This is a genomic window from Acidicapsa borealis, from assembly GCF_059115245.1.
On record NZ_JCACNY010000001.1, the window covers coordinates 176,156 to 189,798 of the forward strand.

Here is a 13,643-nt window from a genome sequence, read left to right on the forward strand (position 1 = left end):
CAGCCTATCTGGAGCTCAATCACGAACTTGCCGAATTGCGCTCAAGCGACACGGCGCTCAACAGCGGCCTGACAATCGCCTCAATTCTGACAGCCATTTCCTCCGCTGGAATACCATCAGAGGTTTCAAACCAACTTCGCGCACAGCCGAAGATCGCCCATGCAGCGGCGGTCGACACCAGCTCGAATCCGGCGCCGGCCTCCATTGAGACGCCACGGGCCCCTCTCCGAAGCAGGTCTTCCACAATTGGAATGATGGCACCTTCGAGAGCCATCCTCGGCAGCTGGCCCGGACAATAAAGTGCTTCAGTCAGATAATCACAAACGCCCAACGCGATTTCCCTCAGATTCCCATTTCCGTCGGCAAATGTGAGACCTCTGCGCTCCGCCAGCTCTCCGAAGCGTTTAGTGGTCATCGCTTGCAAGAGCGAATTCTTGTCTGGGTAGTGCAGATAGAAAGTCGTTCTGGTCAGCGTGGACTCTTCAACAATCTCCTGGACCGAGATGTCCTCGAAGGGCTTGTGGGTCAATAGGTTAGCCAAAGCATCCATTAGCATCCGGCGGCTTCGCATGATGCGGGGATCGGTTGCATCGGACGTTCCGTCAAGGGAGGTGGAAGGCCTCATCTAACGAGCATAGCTCTCTTCCAGAGGAATCGGTTCAAATAGTGAACATCCGTCTGATAATGCACAAATGTTTCTTAGTTTGCAACTGTAAATTAATTGAATCAGTGCCAATACGATAGCCATCAGTTCACGTACAGGAGACTTCCCACCCATGCACACACTTCTTCACGTCGACTCAAGTCCACTCTATGGTCAGTCCGTTTCGCGCGAACTCACCAGCGCGTTCGTTGCTGAATGGAAATCGGCCCATCCGGAAGGAACGGTGGTCTACCGGGATCTGAGCGCGACATCAATCCCACCCCTCAACGCAGACTGGTTAGGCGCAGCCTTTACGCCGAGCGAGGCGCGGACTCCGCAACAAGAACAGCTCTTAGCATGTTCTGACAGCTTGATAGCCGAGCTGGAGCAGGCGAAGGAATACGTTATTGGAGTGCCAATGCACAACTATAGTGTTCCTTCTGTCATGAAGCTCTGGATCGATCAAATCACTCGCGTCGGCAAAACGTTCTCTCATGCAGGTGGAACTCAGAAAGGCCTGCTTCACGGCAAAAAGGCTACTTTCATTATTGCCACCGGCAGTATTCACGATAGGCGAACGGAGTCACCTTCGTTTAACTTTGTCGAGACATACCTTGAGGCATTGTTTGACTTCCTCGGCCTAACAGATATGGCCTTCATAACGGTGATAGGAACTGGCGTACTCAACCATGGGCAGGATCGTAATGCGTTTCTGGCTCCCCACTTGCAGGCAGTGAAAGCTCAGGCGCAGGTTTCGTCGCATATGAAAGCATGATCTGCGTGCCGTCGAAAAGGAAACGCAAGGTGGCCATCCGGGCAAACTCTCGCAGTCGTTGAGCGCATTGGTTATTTGGCACTCATCAAGATCGCAGGTGACGAGGAGTGCGTTTACCGGGACGGACGTTCTATAGCGCCTATGTCCGCTATATACGCATACGCGCGATATCCTCATTGTTACGTGGTGTCGCCGCACTCGGCTGATCATCAGGAGCAACTATGCCCGCTTACCTTTTCGCTTTGCAGAGACATCACTGAACGCGATCGCCTTGAAGATTACTGGGCAAATGTGAAGCCAGCGTTCGAGGGCTTCGAGGCTAAGCCGCTTGTAGCCTACGCACCGTTCGAAATTCTTGAGGGCGCAGGAGGCGTCTTGGGAGTGGTTCTATTCGAGCTTCCATCCATGGTCGAGGCAAGGCGCTGGTACACAAGCCCTGCCTACCAAGAGGTCAAGAAACGCCGCGAAGGGGCTGCGAGCTTTGACCTCATTCTCGTAGAAGGCGCGATTGTACCGGCAGGAGAGCGAATGCCGGAGTGCCACCACTAACCAGCGAAATGCGAGGCGAACGGCAACACCGATGCCGGAAGACCGCGTTACTACGCTCTGTCAACCACGTTTCTCAAGACGTATGACATTGAAGTGATGGACACGATGAAACGGTGCCCATCACTTCGCTTCCTCAGCGCTGCAAGACGGCCAGGCTGACAGCCAGCAAGGCGAGGCTATAAATCACGTAGGCGATCAGTTGTTACGGCCCTAGACCCAAGGGATAGCGCGTCTCTGCCACGAACTCCGGGTCGGTCCAGCCGGCACCGGGAAACAGTGGAGCAAGGGCCATAGCGACAAAGTCGTCTGCAGCGAACGCTGCCGCAAACAGAAACATGGGCACGGTGAGGCATGAAAGCGAGACAACACGATCACTGAAAGCGAGCCGTTGAAAACTCCCATGAGCATCGTCTGACCGTTGTGAAATTTGGCGTGCGGAGGCCAGCGAGGATTGCGAAGATGCTGTCCGGCGGTAGCAGGAACGACCGCGTCGGCGACAAAGCCGCCGAAGTTAGGTGGTGCATGCTTGCATTCTGCGGCTGCCTCACGCGGCAATCCGAGTACGATCCTCAAGGAAGCTGCCACAGCCTACAAGGTGGACACGGACGCCATCGCTGCGAAAGTACGGCAGGAATTCGTTGCGAAGGAGAAAGCGAAGAAGCATCACAGTCAGCAATGAAGACTGGCAAGAAAGCGGTGTAACAAACGCGGACATTGTGCGGCGTTCTGCCGCCCGCTTTTTATGCTCAAAAACGCGCGGGAAGACTTGCAGCATGGCTTCAGGCAGTAACCTGCTGAAGCCTTCTTACCGCAAGGTATCGAATGTCTTCCGAACATCAGAAACAATTACTTCAGGTTGTTCCAGTGCGCCGAAATGCCCACCGTGCGCAGCCTCATTGAAGTAAACGAGATTGTTGTACCTCGCTTCAATGAGTCGCCGGGATTTGCGAACGGCTTCTTGTGGAAACATGGTGAATCCTGCTGGAACATGAATAGGTTTTGAGGGATTTGTGGAGGGATGCCAGTGAGAATTCACCATCTCCCAATATAGTCTTGCCGAAGAAGCGCCTGTGTTCGGCAGCCAGTACATCATGATGTCATCCAACAACTCGTCAAGGGTGAAGGTCGCTTCCGCGTTCCCGGGAGTACCGCAGGTGTCTTGGAACATGGCGTAAATCCAAGTAGCCAAACCGACCGGAGAGTCCGCCAGTGAATACCCGATGGTCTGTGGCCGGGTCGACTGCTCTTTGGCATAGCCGGACAGCTTATCCCAGAAGTCCTTTTCGCTGGCGAACATATCCTTTTCCTGGGGGGTCGCCTGCGCAATCTCATCCGGGGTAGGTTGCATCATGATGAAGTTCGAGTGAAAGCCAACGAATTGTTTCGGTTTCTTCTCCGCGATCGAATCGATCACCGCAAAGCCGAGATCGCCGCCCTGCGCCCCCCAGCGCTTGTAGCCAAGGCGGTCCATCAGCGTGATCCACGCGTCAGCAATCTGAGGAATGCTCCATCCGGTTGCGGACGGCTTGTCAGAGAAGCCGAAGCCGGGCATCGAGGGGATAACGAGATGAAATGCCTTGCGGGGATCGCCACCGAACTTTGCCGGATTGGAAAGTGGCTCGATCACCTTCCGGAACTCAAGAATCGAACCAGGCCATCCATGGCACATCAGCAGCGGCAGTGCATCGGGCTCAGGCGAGACGATGTGAAGAAACTGTATGTCGAGGCCGTTAATGTTCGTTTTGAAATGGCCAAAGCCGTTCAACAGGGCTTCGCACTTCCTCCAATCGTATTTGGTTCGCCAGTGGGCAACCAGAGCCTGAACCTTGGCAAGTTGAGGGCCTTGGCTGGTGTCGTCTACGGTTTCTCGCTCTGGCCATCGCGTATGGGTGAGCCGGTCGTGCAGATCGGCGAGCTGGCTTTGCGGTACGTTGAGGCGAAATTCTTCGATCTTCGTAGACATATGTGGCTCTCCTTTTGGTGCGCTGTTGGGGTCGGTCGCAGCAAAGGCAGGATGGCGTAACAAGAGCGCGGCACCGGAAACGAAGGTGCTTTGCATCAAAAACACGCGACGGTGCATGAACGATTTCCTCATTCCCTCTGTTGAGATTTGGAGAAGCTAACTATCCTTACCGCGGCTCGATCACATCTTCGAGCTCCGACCAGACGAAACCGGGGTACCGATCGTTATCGAGCGTTTCGTGGTGCGTGCTGAACATGCTTTGCATGTACTGGCTCTGCTGCCACTTTGCATACAGCTCGTTCTCGCCTTCAGGATGAGCGGCGCGCTCACGCTTGTTGTAAGCGCGCAAGTCCTCCAGGCTGCCAAGCCGCACGAGTTTGTACGGCGTCCCAAAAGTCTTTGCGGTGTAAGCGACGAGATCGTTCGGGCTGACCTGAAAACTCGCAATCCGCAAAGACTTCGGCGTATCCGGATCAAGCGCCGCCGCAGCAGTGAACGCAGCAGTGTTGTCCATGGTCGTGAAGTCGATGTGCCAGTCAGGATTTTCCCAGTACCCGACGACTTTCTCCTTGAAGTCAAGGAGAGGCACGTTATAGGTAAGGATTTCGGCGAATGCTCCGTTGAAGATGGCCGTCGATGCGATAGGCGCAACGTCCAGCGTCTGGTGGAACTCGCGGCGAAGGTCGAAGTTCCTATTCTCTCCGGGCGTGAGCGCGGTGAAGTCCGTCGAGAAATCTGACGGGATGAATTTCGGAATGGCTGCCAGAATAGCAGCCTCAAGCAGGACCTTCTGCCTCTCCACAATCACGTCATGAAGTCCAGCAAGGACGGACACGACGCAAGTTGCCCCTTCCATCGCCTCAGCTACATCAGATGCCGTGGCCAGATCGACCTCAACTGCTTTGCCCCCAAGCCGTTCGAGTTCAGTTATCTTGCGCCCATCGGTTGCCGTCCTTACGAGGGCCACAACCTCCGCACCACGTTCGCGAAGCGCCCTCACAAGGCGCATTCCCAGATTCCCCGTTGCTCCTGCCACCGCAATTGTTGGTGCCATCTTTTTCACTCGCTCCCGTGCCGTCGCAGTCTGTTGCTTGAAGTGGCCCCATGATTACAGGCATGGGAATGCCTAGTGAGCGACGCAGTCGACCGGCGAACGGCCTGCATCATCCATGTCTGAATAGATGTTGGAAGTGACCAGTGGTTGCAAAGTAACTTAAGGTTTTTTTTATTGCAGATCGCGGGCTTTTTATAGCACTCCTCTTAGGGGTCGATACCTGAGGCGACGCGTTCAGTCCTGCCCACAGAACTTGGATCGTTCGTTCCATCACCGTCTCCGGATTGGGCAAATGCGGGAGCTCGCCTTGCGTGACCAGAACCTGTGTAAGCCCAAAGATGCAGAACCACCATGTGCGTGCATCGAGTGGAGGCTTGGCTGCATTCCCCTGTCCGACCGAACAGGCGATAAAAACGTCGACCAGACGATCGAAGAGGGGCCGACCGATCTCGTTGATATAGTCACCGGCCCGGATCCCGTTTCGGTCTTCTGGCCCGAAAAACACAATCCGAAAGTGCTGCGGATGGTCGAGGCCGAATCGGACAAAGGCTCGTGTCGTCTGGAAGAGGCGTTCATCAGGGTCAGTTGTCGCGCTTAACACCGCATCGAACTCGATGACAAGCAGCGAAAATGTTTCCCGACAAATCTCCGCCAACAGGCTCGACTTATCTGGAAAATAACGGTAAAGACTCGCGTGCGCATAACCCATCTCTTCCGCGATCGCCCTGAGGGTCACATTCTCGTAACCGAGCTTCGAAAAAAGACGGCTCGCAACGTCGAGAATGTCCTGACGCCGTCTATCCCGCCGCTCTGCCTGTCGGCTCGTCGATTTTGTGGTCATTGGGCGATTGTACGTCCGAAGGAAGCAACGTGACCGCTGGTTGCATATGGCGTTGATCCACGATCCAAATGTCGTTCCTGGATTGCCCGATGTTTTGTACCAGTGGAGAGTTAAACAACTGCGATAAAGGCGATGATCCACTTTGCGATCTGCATAGACGCTCCTCTCCCCAGGATGGGGAAAGGACTTACAGGTAGCCCCACATCCTAAGCGGATGGGTGACTGTACGAACGCAAAGCGTCCCCCGGACTACCGACCAGGCTGTGACTTTCGCACGTCCACCCTTACAGATCCTTTGCATAGCTGGATGGATTCGGCGACGCGCTAGGATTTGCTGCACAGGGTAACAATAATTCGGCCTACGGGACGGGATCCGCAGGAGCGCCCTTTTCAAGGAAGACGCTCGACCTGAAAATGCTCGGACGAAGCCATGATTGCAAAGGCGCTCTGGGTCAAGGGACCTGGAGTAGGAGCGTCGCGCACGCCGGTTCACAGCCCCCTCGCCGATGGGATTCCAGTTCTTTACGCCGGGAGTCGAGGTTGGACAGAGAGCACATAAATAAGGTAGCCAGAGCTCGCTAAAGGACTCTGCCCCCGCGCGCAGCGCAACGATTCCTAACGGTCTTAGGCATTCTCGGTTGTGGAGACAGCCGAGTTCTCGCGATGCGTCTTCACCGGGACGCGTAGAGTACCTGCAAGTCATTTGTCTTTTGCTCAAAGAGATGAGCCGCCCCTTCGACCAGATGCGGGTCATCGAGGTGAATGCCCATCGTGGCGAGCAGCACTTTGGGATCAGCATCGAAACCGCGACGCAAGAGCGCACCATACTTCTCCGCGAAGCCAGGGTCGGAGTGGGCTTTGTCGAACAGCGCGACCGCGATCACTGAAGCATAGAGATGGTTCACGAGATAATGCGGGTCTTCGAACACAAGGGATTTGCGCATCCAGTTGCGAGAGGCGCCCGCGTCTGCCATCGGATAGAACTCATACGGCCGAAGCGTGCTCTGGAAGATCGCATCGACTTTCTCGCGGTCCAGCATCGCGTGCCCGGCGGCCTGCGTATAAAGGTTCTTTTCGAAGGAAGTCTCTTCTGCGGACTCAAATAACTCCAGTGCAATCTTGGAGAGCAGACGCTCCAGCGCATACTGGCGCTGACAAGTGTCGCGCATGCACTTCATGACGGCTACGTGGACACGATCTACGTGCTGCTCCCGATATGGCAGACGGAGTTCTCACTTGATTACGCGGCTCTCGCCGTTGTTCGCGCTGTCTACGTCGGGACATTGGCAGCGTTCCAGGTTCCGTCAACGCAGCTTGCGAAGCACTTGAATCCGCGAACGGTTCTCGCGCTCGGGACATTGTTCAGCGCAACTGGCTACCCAGTGGCTGGTCTCTCAGGCGGTCTCATAGGCTTGGTCGGCGCGCTGGCGTTGGCAGGCGTCGGCGGCAGCACCCAACATCCACTTGCCTCTGGCGCCGTGTCGCGTGGACGCGCAGCAGGTACATGGAGAGCAGAACAGCGCCGAAGGACAGCTCATTGAGGAGAAATGCCCAGCCAGTTGCTATCTTCGCGATACCACACCGGCCACAGCTGGTCCGATCATCTGGCCGACGACAAACGAAGTCGAGTTGAGTGCGACGGCATTGGGTAGGTGCTCGTTACCCACCAGCTCCCCAACGAAAGTTTGTCGCACGGGCGCATCGAGCGCCGCGGCGGCGCCAAAGACAAAGGCAAACACATACACATGCCAAAGCCGGACGTGACCTGAGATGGTCAGAATGCCCATGGGGCCGCAAGCGCCCCCATGGATGCCTGCGTGAGCATCAGCAGCTTGCGCTGGTTGAAACGGTCCGCGGCCAAACCGCTCCAGGGCAGCAACAGCAATTGCGGAGCGAACTGCAGACCCGTAACGATACCGACGGCAGTCGCGTCGTGGTGGGTCAGTTGCGTCAGCACGATCCAGTCTTGTGCCACGCGCTGCATCCACGTCCCGATGTTAGAGACCAGACCGCCTGCCATCCACAGACGAAAGTTGAAGTTCCTCAGAGCTCGGAATGCTCTGGAGAGCGGATTCTTCATGAGCGCCCCGGGGTGTTGCCTCCGTGAAACTGGCCGAAATGCCGCGCCGAGAACAGGCTGATGAGGAGTGCGCCAACCGCAAGCGCAAGAACGTCACCTGTCAATTCCAGATCGAAGTGTCCGACACGCACCACGAGCACGTAGCCGATGATCAGATTGAAAAATCCCCAGAGGATGTTGACCGTCGACGAAGAGAGACCTTCTCCGGACGGCTTTGCGAAGGGACTCTGGAAGGGCTGTCCCATCACCCCGCTGACACAATGCGGAACGGCGTTCGCTATGAAGATGCCGCCAAAGAAGTACGAAACAAGATGAATCCAGTTCATTGGTTAGAGCTCCTTTTCCCCAAGAGATCGATAATTTCTTGAGTCGTCCCGGTTTCTCCGAGGCGAGGAAATACATGAGAAAGACTGTACGCATGCGCCTCAGCCCGCGTATCCGTCATGGCGTCGATGGCAAGCGTCACATTGAAACCCGCATCGTACGCCTGGCGAGCCGTGGCCTCTACGCCCGTACCGGTGGCCACGCCCGCGAGAACGACCTGCGTCCCACCTTTCGTTTTTAGTTGAGCTTCCAGGTCGGTGTTCGCAAAGGCCCCCCAAGTGCGTTTTCTGATGAGGATGTCACCTGCCTGCTGATGCAGTTCGGGCATCAGTCCATCGAAGTCGGCGGGAAGCTCCCGGTGCCGTCGAGGCTCCTCTGTCCGTCCCGGAGCGGCCCCGGTGACATTAACCAGAACCACGGGCAGCTTCTGCCTGCGAAAGGCCTCGATAAGCTGACAAGAATGGTCGATGACACCTGCTATGGGATGGAGAGACGGTACGTCGCGAAGGCCCTTCTGAAGATCCACCACGATCAGCGCAGTTTGAGGGTCAAGTATGGTGGGTGGCACAGCATCCTCCTTTGAAAAGTAGCGACCGAAGTGTGGATGGCCTGCTTCGCGGCAGGACAGTCAATCACCGGCGAGTCGCGCAAGCAGGTGTATTGCTGTAGATACCTGCTTCTGTTCCTGGGGAGAAAGTTTCTGCTGGATGGCTTGCGCGAGCCAGTCCTGACGAGCGGCACGCCCGTCCTCGATCGATCTCTCACAGGCTTCTGTTAGTGACATAAGCGTTTTTCGCCCGTCGTTTGGGTCGGCAGATCCCGCGACAAATCCCATTTCTTCCAACGGAGCGATAACAGCACTCATTGACTGAGGACGCATCCCCTCCGCCCTGGCAAGGCTCGATACCGTTGCCGGGCCGTCCTTCTCCAATCGGAGAATCACTGCGATCTGAGACGAAGTGAAATCGTTCTGTTCGCCCTGCTGTCGGAGCTTCCGTTTGAGATTCCCGAACGTGGCGCGCAACTCTGCTGCCAGCGTGGACGCAAATGCCGCGTCTTTGGTGGGTATCGCTGTCTTAGCCATACCAAAACAGTAACCGAGTTAACAGTTTTCTGTAAAGTTTACCTGTGTATTCTTCTCGCAGAGTTGTTGTGAGGGTGGTGCGGAAGATTTCTGATCGTTCGAAAATGCCCCAGATCTCAACGGTTCAAGAGTGGAGCAACCCAGGCATGACTTCCAACCGGGTGTCTCTTCGCACCCTCTGCAACGGACCCGTCCAACGGGTTACGATGCAAACAGGAGCCGTTCATGCTCAACGAAACCGCGACCCTCAATCTCATCCTCACCGGAGCCACCGGCTTAGTCGGTGAAGGTGTGCTCTTGGAAGCACTCGAACACCCTGCCGTTGCTCAGATTCTTATGGTCAGCCGTAGGCCCTCCACCTTGGCCCATCCCAAGCTTAAAGAACTTCTCGTCCCCGACTTTATGCACATTGAGAGCGTCACTGCCCAGCTTGCCGGCTACGATGCCTGCCTCTACTGCGCGGGTATCAGCTCCGCTGGTATGAACGAGGCTGACTACACGCATATTACTCACGACATCACGGTGCACTTCGCCGAGGTGCTCGTCGCCCTCAACCCTCAAATGATCTTTATCTTCGTCTCCGGTTACCTGGCCGACAGCACAGAAAAGGGTCGTGTGATGTGGGCTCGTGTTAAAGGCCGCACCGAAAACAACCTCATGCGCTTGCCTTTTCAGCACGTCTACAGCTTCCGCCCCGGCTTCATGAAGCCTTTTCCAACGCAGCGCAATGTGAAGGGCTATTACAAGCTCATCACATTGCTCTACCCCATTCTCGACAAGCTATTTCCCAACTACGTCAGCACCATGCAGGAGCTCGGACTTGCAATGATCAAATGCATTCTGCGTGGCTACCCGAAGCCGATTCTAGAAGTTGAAGATATTAACCAGCTAGCAAGCTCCTGACTACCCTATTGAGACTTCCATTTTTCTAGCGCCGGCTAGGATACTCGAGTGTTGGTTGGGGTTGGCGTTGCAGTTTTCATGAGCATCGCAGCGGTGCTCGTAGCTGCGAGTAAGCTGCCTGCAGGATAAGTTACATGGAACGTGCTTATGGTGAGAAAGGGCCGTAGGCAGCCGAGGGGAAAGTGCAGGAAGGAGAACGCCTTCTGCCGCGCAGCCGGCGAGCGGGGGCCGGGAAAGGCCGGATGAGGGTGCAGGGAGAAACCAGCAAGGTTTCTCCCTGCGCGATTTTGGCCCGGAAAGACGAGGGACGGTGCAACACCGCCCCTCGCTGGATGTATAGCTAGGCCGCCTTCTTCGCGGTCTTAGCTGCTGTTTGTGGTACCTTCTTTGCCTTCTCCTTCGCAACGAACTCCTGCTTCACCTTGAGGGCGATGGCTTCAGTATCCACCTTGTAGGCAGTGGCGGCATCTTCGAGTATCGAGGTGGGATTTTCCCGCGAGGACGCCAGCAGGATGCTTGCTTCCACCAGTAGCTGGGAGAGCGTGCCTTCATCCGCACGACGAACAAACGCAGTCAGCGTTTTTGAGGTGTCGCGGGACTGCCAGCCGCCCTTGTCTTCGAGGGTTTGGGGAAGATCCCAATGAAAGAGAGTGCAGTAGGGTTCGATGCCGGCGTTGTGGAGCTCATCGAGAAGCCGATTGTAGAAGTCGAGGCCCTTGGGGTTGGGCGAGCCGTTGCCTGTCGGAAAGACGCGCGGCCAGGGGCAGGAGCAGCTTGATCGTAAGCGTTCTTGCGCGCGGCCAGAGCCGTGCGGCGCGTAGCCGTGTCAGGCGAAGCGATCTCTTTGCCGCCCTTTCCCAGAAATTCGATCGTTCGGTCGTAACTGTCGGAAAGGCTCGCTTCCAGCGGTATCGTCACCGCATCGCGATACCTCTCAGCATTCTGTGAGTAACCGTGGGTACCTCGCCTTGAAGCTGCTGGGCAAGATACGCATATCGGCCCAGGGACGTAATCTCGGCTGGCGGCACCAGCCGTAGCCGCTGTGCCATGGCAGTATCCAACTGCGCCTGTGCAGCAGCAATCTGGTCGCCGCCGGCACGGAGTGCCTGGTCATCAATATTCTCCAAAGCCTGCACCTTGATGTAAGCAAGGTGGCGTTGCAGGGCGATGAAGAGTTCGTCCGCTCCATCAAGACCGTGGGCAAGCTGCGCGACGGAAGCATTCGGAAGCTGCTTGATTTTCTCTGCCACCAGCGCTTGCAAGGGTGCCCGCGAGGAGAGTTCGGCGGCCGCACTTGGAAAGTAAAGCGTAGGAGAGATCCGTGCGTCATCGAGCGATGGGGCTTTGCTTTGGGCGAAGGCCAAGCCAGCCTGTGAGATGAACATAAGGACAAGGCCATACCGCAACATTCTCTGCATAGCTCACCATACGCAAAGTATGGTCCCTAGGTTCCGAATCGGACAGGTAAGTCCGCCCATGTGATTCCCAAATTGCAGACCTGGTATCGGGGAACTCGGCATTTCGCAAGTGCGCCGATTACTGGAGGCAACCGCGTTTCACAGGACTAATGTCCCGCTGTAGGAGCCACGCCCTTGCGCTATGAGCGCATTGGTCTGAACGCGTCCAGCGAGACGCGACGGCTCAATTATGCAACTGAGGCAGCTTTGTTAGGATGAGTTGGATGGTATTCCGCAAGCTTCTCATCAGAATCAGCACGATCATTATTCTTGTGTGTGTATTGGCTGGGGTTTGTGGATTTGCCTACAACGAGCTAAGCATTCGCCACTATCGTGCGATCGCTGGAGTTCCTGGCAAGCTATACAACATTGGCGGCCATCCGATGCACCTGTACTGCACGGGCGAAGGCTCCCCAACGATCGTGCTGAGTTCAGGGCTCGGGGATGACTTCACGAGCTGGGCGCGGGTGCAGCCTGCGCTTTCACGGCAAACCAGAGTTTGCTCGTACGATCGCGCCGGCTTTGGCTGGAGCGGATCGCGTCCCGGCGTTCAGGATGCGAACGCGATTGCCTCGGAACTCCATCAACTCATCGGGGCGGCCTCTATCCAGAGGCCGTTTGTTCTGGTGGGACACTCGATCTCAGGAATCTATCTGCGGTCTTACGCGGCGCACTATCCTGGCGATCTGGCCGGGCTCGTGTTCGTCGATGGAGCTACGCCGCTGCAGGACGACCGCATTCCTAAGGCACTGGTAAAGATCCAGGACGACCAGCGTCGTGAGATGCCGTGGCAGAAGTTGCTTATGACGCTGGGCTGGTATCGGCTCCATGGAGACTGCACATCCATTCCCCCGGGCTTTGAAGCTGACAGCGCATGGATCAAGGCCGACTCGTGCATTCCGTCTCAAATGGCCGCAATAGAGAATGAACTCGATGCAGAACGGGCTTCAGGAGAAGAGACGATCCACGCAGGACCCTTCGGTGATCTTCCCGTCCTGATTCTTTCGCGCGACCCAACGGTACTTTCTTCTAACTGGCCCGCTTCTGTCGCGAAAGCGAACTCAGTCGTCTGGAACCAGATGCAGGAGGAATCAAAAGCTCTGTCCACTCAGAGCATCCGCATCATCGCCAAAGGCAGCGACCACTACATCCAGAACGATAGGCCTGATCTGGTGATTCGGGAGATCACAGCGTTCGTAGCGATGATAAGAAAGCATCAATCCTTCCCTGATAATCATTCAACGACCGAGGAGTGAACGCGGGACTGTGCACGGTCGCTGTTCATCAGGCCTTCGAAGATCACCGAGCCGGCAGGATGGGTCACGTTCCTGACCGCAGACTCATTCCGCGCGGTCGTGGCATTAGCTGCCGATCGCGGGAAGGACCAGCAGCCGGCTGCTGAGGTCAACCGATCTGAAGGCCCAAAGCCTTCGCGTAGATGACCGGATTGCCGTACTCGCGGATGTCCGTGATGTGCCCATCGGAGATTGTGAAGCGGAAGACGTAAAGGTTTCGGTAGGGCTCACCGTTCGACTTCCGGATCAGGTCACCACGGCCCTCCACGAAGACAGTCCTGCCATCGTCTGTGAGGAATGTCTGCCGATCGGTGATAACGGATCGCGTGAAATTCTCAAGCACCATGCCGAGGTAACCCAGTACCGCATCTTTCCTTTTGAAAACGCGTTCCGGGTCTGTTCCACCAGCCAAAGCGTAAGGGATGGTCAGGTTTACTTCTTCGCTGAGCACAGGGGGTGCGATCGAAATATCGCGGTCGGAAAGAGCGCGGAAAAACTGCTCCACCGCGTATTCGCTTGCTGACATTGTCCTAGACATATGCATTCTCCTCAAGTTCGGGTTTAGTTCTAGCGCTCTGCTTTTACATAGCACTGCTATATATGATGTGAGCGCGAGGAGAAAGTTTCACCTTGCAAACGCGCAATGGTCCTCTAGGATCGGGCGGACTCATCGCA

Annotated in this window: 20 protein-coding genes and 1 pseudogene; 6 read left to right on the forward strand and 15 right to left on the reverse strand. The window is 56.1% G+C overall.

What is annotated here, in order from left to right; all coding sequences use genetic code 11:
* Window positions 1-19 precede the first annotated feature (19 nt).
* Window positions 20-550, reverse strand: coding sequence for a TetR/AcrR family transcriptional regulator (locus AC5S27_RS00585; RefSeq protein WP_493932663.1), 531 nt, complete (start codon window positions 548-550; stop codon window positions 20-22).
* Window positions 551-776: 226 nt separating this feature from the next.
* On the opposite strand from AC5S27_RS00585, the gene AC5S27_RS00590 reads away from it, so the two are divergent.
* Window positions 777-1,418 (forward strand): FMN-dependent NADH-azoreductase, encoded by a 642-nt coding sequence (locus AC5S27_RS00590; RefSeq protein WP_089408880.1) that lies wholly within the window; start codon window positions 777-779, stop codon window positions 1,416-1,418.
* A gap of 141 nt (window positions 1,419-1,559) precedes the next feature.
* Complete coding sequence (locus tag AC5S27_RS00595; protein ID WP_493937251.1) at window positions 1,560-1,967, forward strand: DUF1330 domain-containing protein; 408 nt, start codon at window positions 1,560-1,562, stop codon at window positions 1,965-1,967.
* A gap of 210 nt (window positions 1,968-2,177) precedes the next feature.
* Here AC5S27_RS00595 and AC5S27_RS00600 read toward each other — a convergent pair whose 3' ends face one another.
* Window positions 2,178-2,552: a DUF6640 family protein gene (locus AC5S27_RS00600; RefSeq protein WP_425432478.1), complete on the reverse strand. Its 375-nt coding sequence runs from the start codon at window positions 2,550-2,552 to the stop codon at window positions 2,178-2,180.
* On the opposite strand from AC5S27_RS00600, the gene AC5S27_RS00605 reads away from it, so the two are divergent.
* Window positions 2,494-2,646 (forward strand): hypothetical protein, encoded by a 153-nt coding sequence (locus AC5S27_RS00605; protein ID WP_493937355.1) that lies wholly within the window; start codon window positions 2,494-2,496, stop codon window positions 2,644-2,646. The genes AC5S27_RS00600 and AC5S27_RS00605 overlap by 59 nt on opposite strands.
* A gap of 126 nt (window positions 2,647-2,772) precedes the next feature.
* On the opposite strand, the gene AC5S27_RS00610 is transcribed toward AC5S27_RS00605, so the two are convergent.
* From AC5S27_RS00610 to AC5S27_RS00625, 4 genes are all read right to left on the reverse strand, one after another.
* The gene (locus tag AC5S27_RS00610; RefSeq protein ID WP_089408882.1) at window positions 2,773-3,930 is read right to left on the reverse strand and encodes an epoxide hydrolase family protein; all 1,158 of its coding nucleotides are present in this window, start codon (window positions 3,928-3,930) and stop codon (window positions 2,773-2,775) included.
* A gap of 166 nt (window positions 3,931-4,096) precedes the next feature.
* Window positions 4,097-4,984, reverse strand: coding sequence for an NmrA family NAD(P)-binding protein (locus tag AC5S27_RS00615; RefSeq protein WP_089409085.1), 888 nt, complete (start codon window positions 4,982-4,984; stop codon window positions 4,097-4,099).
* 109 nt (window positions 4,985-5,093) lie between these two features.
* On the reverse strand, window positions 5,094-5,825 hold the full coding sequence (locus AC5S27_RS00620) for a TetR/AcrR family transcriptional regulator (protein WP_493932664.1): 732 nt from the start codon (window positions 5,823-5,825) through the stop codon (window positions 5,094-5,096).
* Between the two features lie 671 nt (window positions 5,826-6,496).
* A complete protein-coding gene (locus AC5S27_RS00625; protein WP_089408884.1) occupies window positions 6,497-6,994 on the reverse strand; it encodes a hypothetical protein in 498 nt (165 codons plus the stop codon).
* A gap of 18 nt (window positions 6,995-7,012) precedes the next feature.
* On the opposite strand from AC5S27_RS00625, the gene AC5S27_RS00630 reads away from it, so the two are divergent.
* Window positions 7,013-7,366 (forward strand): hypothetical protein, encoded by a 354-nt coding sequence (locus AC5S27_RS00630; RefSeq protein ID WP_493932665.1) that lies wholly within the window; start codon window positions 7,013-7,015, stop codon window positions 7,364-7,366.
* A 21-nt stretch (window positions 7,367-7,387) separates the two neighbouring features.
* Here the strand turns inward: AC5S27_RS00630 and AC5S27_RS00635 are convergent, their stop codons facing one another.
* The 5 genes from AC5S27_RS00635 to AC5S27_RS00655 are packed head-to-tail and all read right to left on the reverse strand — an operon-like array spanning window position 7,388 to window position 9,313.
* Window positions 7,388-7,612: an MFS transporter gene (locus AC5S27_RS00635; protein WP_217897049.1), complete on the reverse strand. Its 225-nt coding sequence runs from the start codon at window positions 7,610-7,612 to the stop codon at window positions 7,388-7,390.
* Window positions 7,600-7,905, reverse strand: a complete 306-nt coding sequence (locus AC5S27_RS00640; protein ID WP_217897050.1) for an MFS transporter — start codon at window positions 7,903-7,905, stop codon at window positions 7,600-7,602. The genes AC5S27_RS00635 and AC5S27_RS00640 overlap by 13 nt, the downstream gene beginning before the upstream one ends.
* Window positions 7,902-8,231, reverse strand: coding sequence for a hypothetical protein (locus AC5S27_RS00645; RefSeq protein WP_089408885.1), 330 nt, complete (start codon window positions 8,229-8,231; stop codon window positions 7,902-7,904). Before AC5S27_RS00645 ends, AC5S27_RS00640 begins: the two co-directional genes overlap by 4 nt.
* Window positions 8,228-8,797: a cysteine hydrolase family protein gene (locus AC5S27_RS00650; protein ID WP_493932666.1), complete on the reverse strand. Its 570-nt coding sequence runs from the start codon at window positions 8,795-8,797 to the stop codon at window positions 8,228-8,230. Before AC5S27_RS00650 ends, AC5S27_RS00645 begins: the two co-directional genes overlap by 4 nt.
* A 60-nt stretch (window positions 8,798-8,857) precedes the next feature.
* On the reverse strand, window positions 8,858-9,313 hold the full coding sequence (locus AC5S27_RS00655) for a MarR family winged helix-turn-helix transcriptional regulator (RefSeq protein WP_089408887.1): 456 nt from the start codon (window positions 9,311-9,313) through the stop codon (window positions 8,858-8,860).
* 225 nt (window positions 9,314-9,538) lie between these two features.
* Here AC5S27_RS00655 and AC5S27_RS00660 point away from each other — a divergent pair, with 225 nt between their 5' ends.
* Window positions 9,539-10,216, forward strand: coding sequence for an NAD-dependent epimerase/dehydratase family protein (locus AC5S27_RS00660; RefSeq protein ID WP_089408888.1), 678 nt, complete (start codon window positions 9,539-9,541; stop codon window positions 10,214-10,216).
* A gap of 340 nt (window positions 10,217-10,556) precedes the next feature.
* Here the strand turns inward: AC5S27_RS00660 and AC5S27_RS00665 are convergent, their stop codons facing one another.
* The 3 genes and pseudogenes from AC5S27_RS00665 to AC5S27_RS00675 all read right to left on the reverse strand — a co-directional run bounded on the left by AC5S27_RS00665 (window position 10,557) and on the right by AC5S27_RS00675 (window position 11,634).
* Window positions 10,557-10,742 (reverse strand): hypothetical protein, encoded by a 186-nt coding sequence (locus AC5S27_RS00665; protein ID WP_089408889.1) that lies wholly within the window; start codon window positions 10,740-10,742, stop codon window positions 10,557-10,559.
* A gap of 51 nt (window positions 10,743-10,793) precedes the next feature.
* Window positions 10,794-10,973, reverse strand: a pseudogene (locus AC5S27_RS00670) (family 1 glycosylhydrolase); the annotation flags it as partial.
* A gap of 157 nt (window positions 10,974-11,130) precedes the next feature.
* The gene (locus AC5S27_RS00675; RefSeq protein ID WP_089408890.1) at window positions 11,131-11,634 is read right to left on the reverse strand and encodes an FtsZ/tubulin family protein; all 504 of its coding nucleotides are present in this window, start codon (window positions 11,632-11,634) and stop codon (window positions 11,131-11,133) included.
* A 263-nt stretch (window positions 11,635-11,897) separates the two neighbouring features.
* Between AC5S27_RS00675 and AC5S27_RS00680 the strand changes: the two genes are divergently transcribed.
* The gene (locus tag AC5S27_RS00680) at window positions 11,898-12,929 is read left to right on the forward strand and encodes an alpha/beta fold hydrolase (RefSeq protein ID WP_176441739.1); all 1,032 of its coding nucleotides are present in this window, start codon (window positions 11,898-11,900) and stop codon (window positions 12,927-12,929) included.
* 148 nt (window positions 12,930-13,077) lie between these two features.
* Here the strand turns inward: AC5S27_RS00680 and AC5S27_RS00685 are convergent, their stop codons facing one another.
* Entirely contained in the window at window positions 13,078-13,506 is a 429-nt protein-coding gene (locus AC5S27_RS00685) for a nuclear transport factor 2 family protein (RefSeq protein WP_176441740.1), read from the reverse strand.
* Window positions 13,507-13,643 lie beyond the last annotated feature (137 nt).

Excerpts from the sequence above, each read along its gene's own strand:
- AC5S27_RS00620 (WP_493932664.1), bottom strand. The coding sequence starts at position 5,825 with ATGACCACAAAATCGACGAGCCGACAGGCAGAGCGGCGGGATAGACGG.
- AC5S27_RS00595 (WP_493937251.1), top strand. The coding sequence starts at position 1,560 with ATGTCCGCTATATACGCATACGCGCGATATCCTCATTGTTACGTGGTG.
- AC5S27_RS00615 (WP_089409085.1), bottom strand. The coding sequence starts at position 4,984 with ATGGCACCAACAATTGCGGTGGCAGGAGCAACGGGGAATCTGGGAATG.
- AC5S27_RS00640 (WP_217897050.1), bottom strand. The coding sequence starts at position 7,905 with ATGAAGAATCCGCTCTCCAGAGCATTCCGAGCTCTGAGGAACTTCAAC.
- AC5S27_RS00680 (WP_176441739.1), top strand. The coding sequence starts at position 11,898 with ATGGTATTCCGCAAGCTTCTCATCAGAATCAGCACGATCATTATTCTT.
- AC5S27_RS00585 (WP_493932663.1), bottom strand. The coding sequence starts at position 550 with ATGGATGCTTTGGCTAACCTATTGACCCACAAGCCCTTCGAGGACATC.
- AC5S27_RS00685 (WP_176441740.1), bottom strand. The coding sequence starts at position 13,506 with ATGTCTAGGACAATGTCAGCAAGCGAATACGCGGTGGAGCAGTTTTTC.
- AC5S27_RS00635 (WP_217897049.1), bottom strand. The coding sequence starts at position 7,612 with ATGGGCATTCTGACCATCTCAGGTCACGTCCGGCTTTGGCATGTGTAT.
- AC5S27_RS00675 (WP_089408890.1), bottom strand. The coding sequence starts at position 11,634 with ATGCAGAGAATGTTGCGGTATGGCCTTGTCCTTATGTTCATCTCACAG.
- AC5S27_RS00610 (WP_089408882.1), bottom strand. The coding sequence starts at position 3,930 with ATGTCTACGAAGATCGAAGAATTTCGCCTCAACGTACCGCAAAGCCAG.
- AC5S27_RS00625 (WP_089408884.1), bottom strand. The coding sequence starts at position 6,994 with ATGCGCGACACTTGTCAGCGCCAGTATGCGCTGGAGCGTCTGCTCTCC.
- AC5S27_RS00645 (WP_089408885.1), bottom strand. The coding sequence starts at position 8,231 with ATGAACTGGATTCATCTTGTTTCGTACTTCTTTGGCGGCATCTTCATA.
- AC5S27_RS00660 (WP_089408888.1), top strand. The coding sequence starts at position 9,539 with ATGCTCAACGAAACCGCGACCCTCAATCTCATCCTCACCGGAGCCACC.
- AC5S27_RS00655 (WP_089408887.1), bottom strand. The coding sequence starts at position 9,313 with ATGGCTAAGACAGCGATACCCACCAAAGACGCGGCATTTGCGTCCACG.
- AC5S27_RS00590 (WP_089408880.1), top strand. The coding sequence starts at position 777 with ATGCACACACTTCTTCACGTCGACTCAAGTCCACTCTATGGTCAGTCC.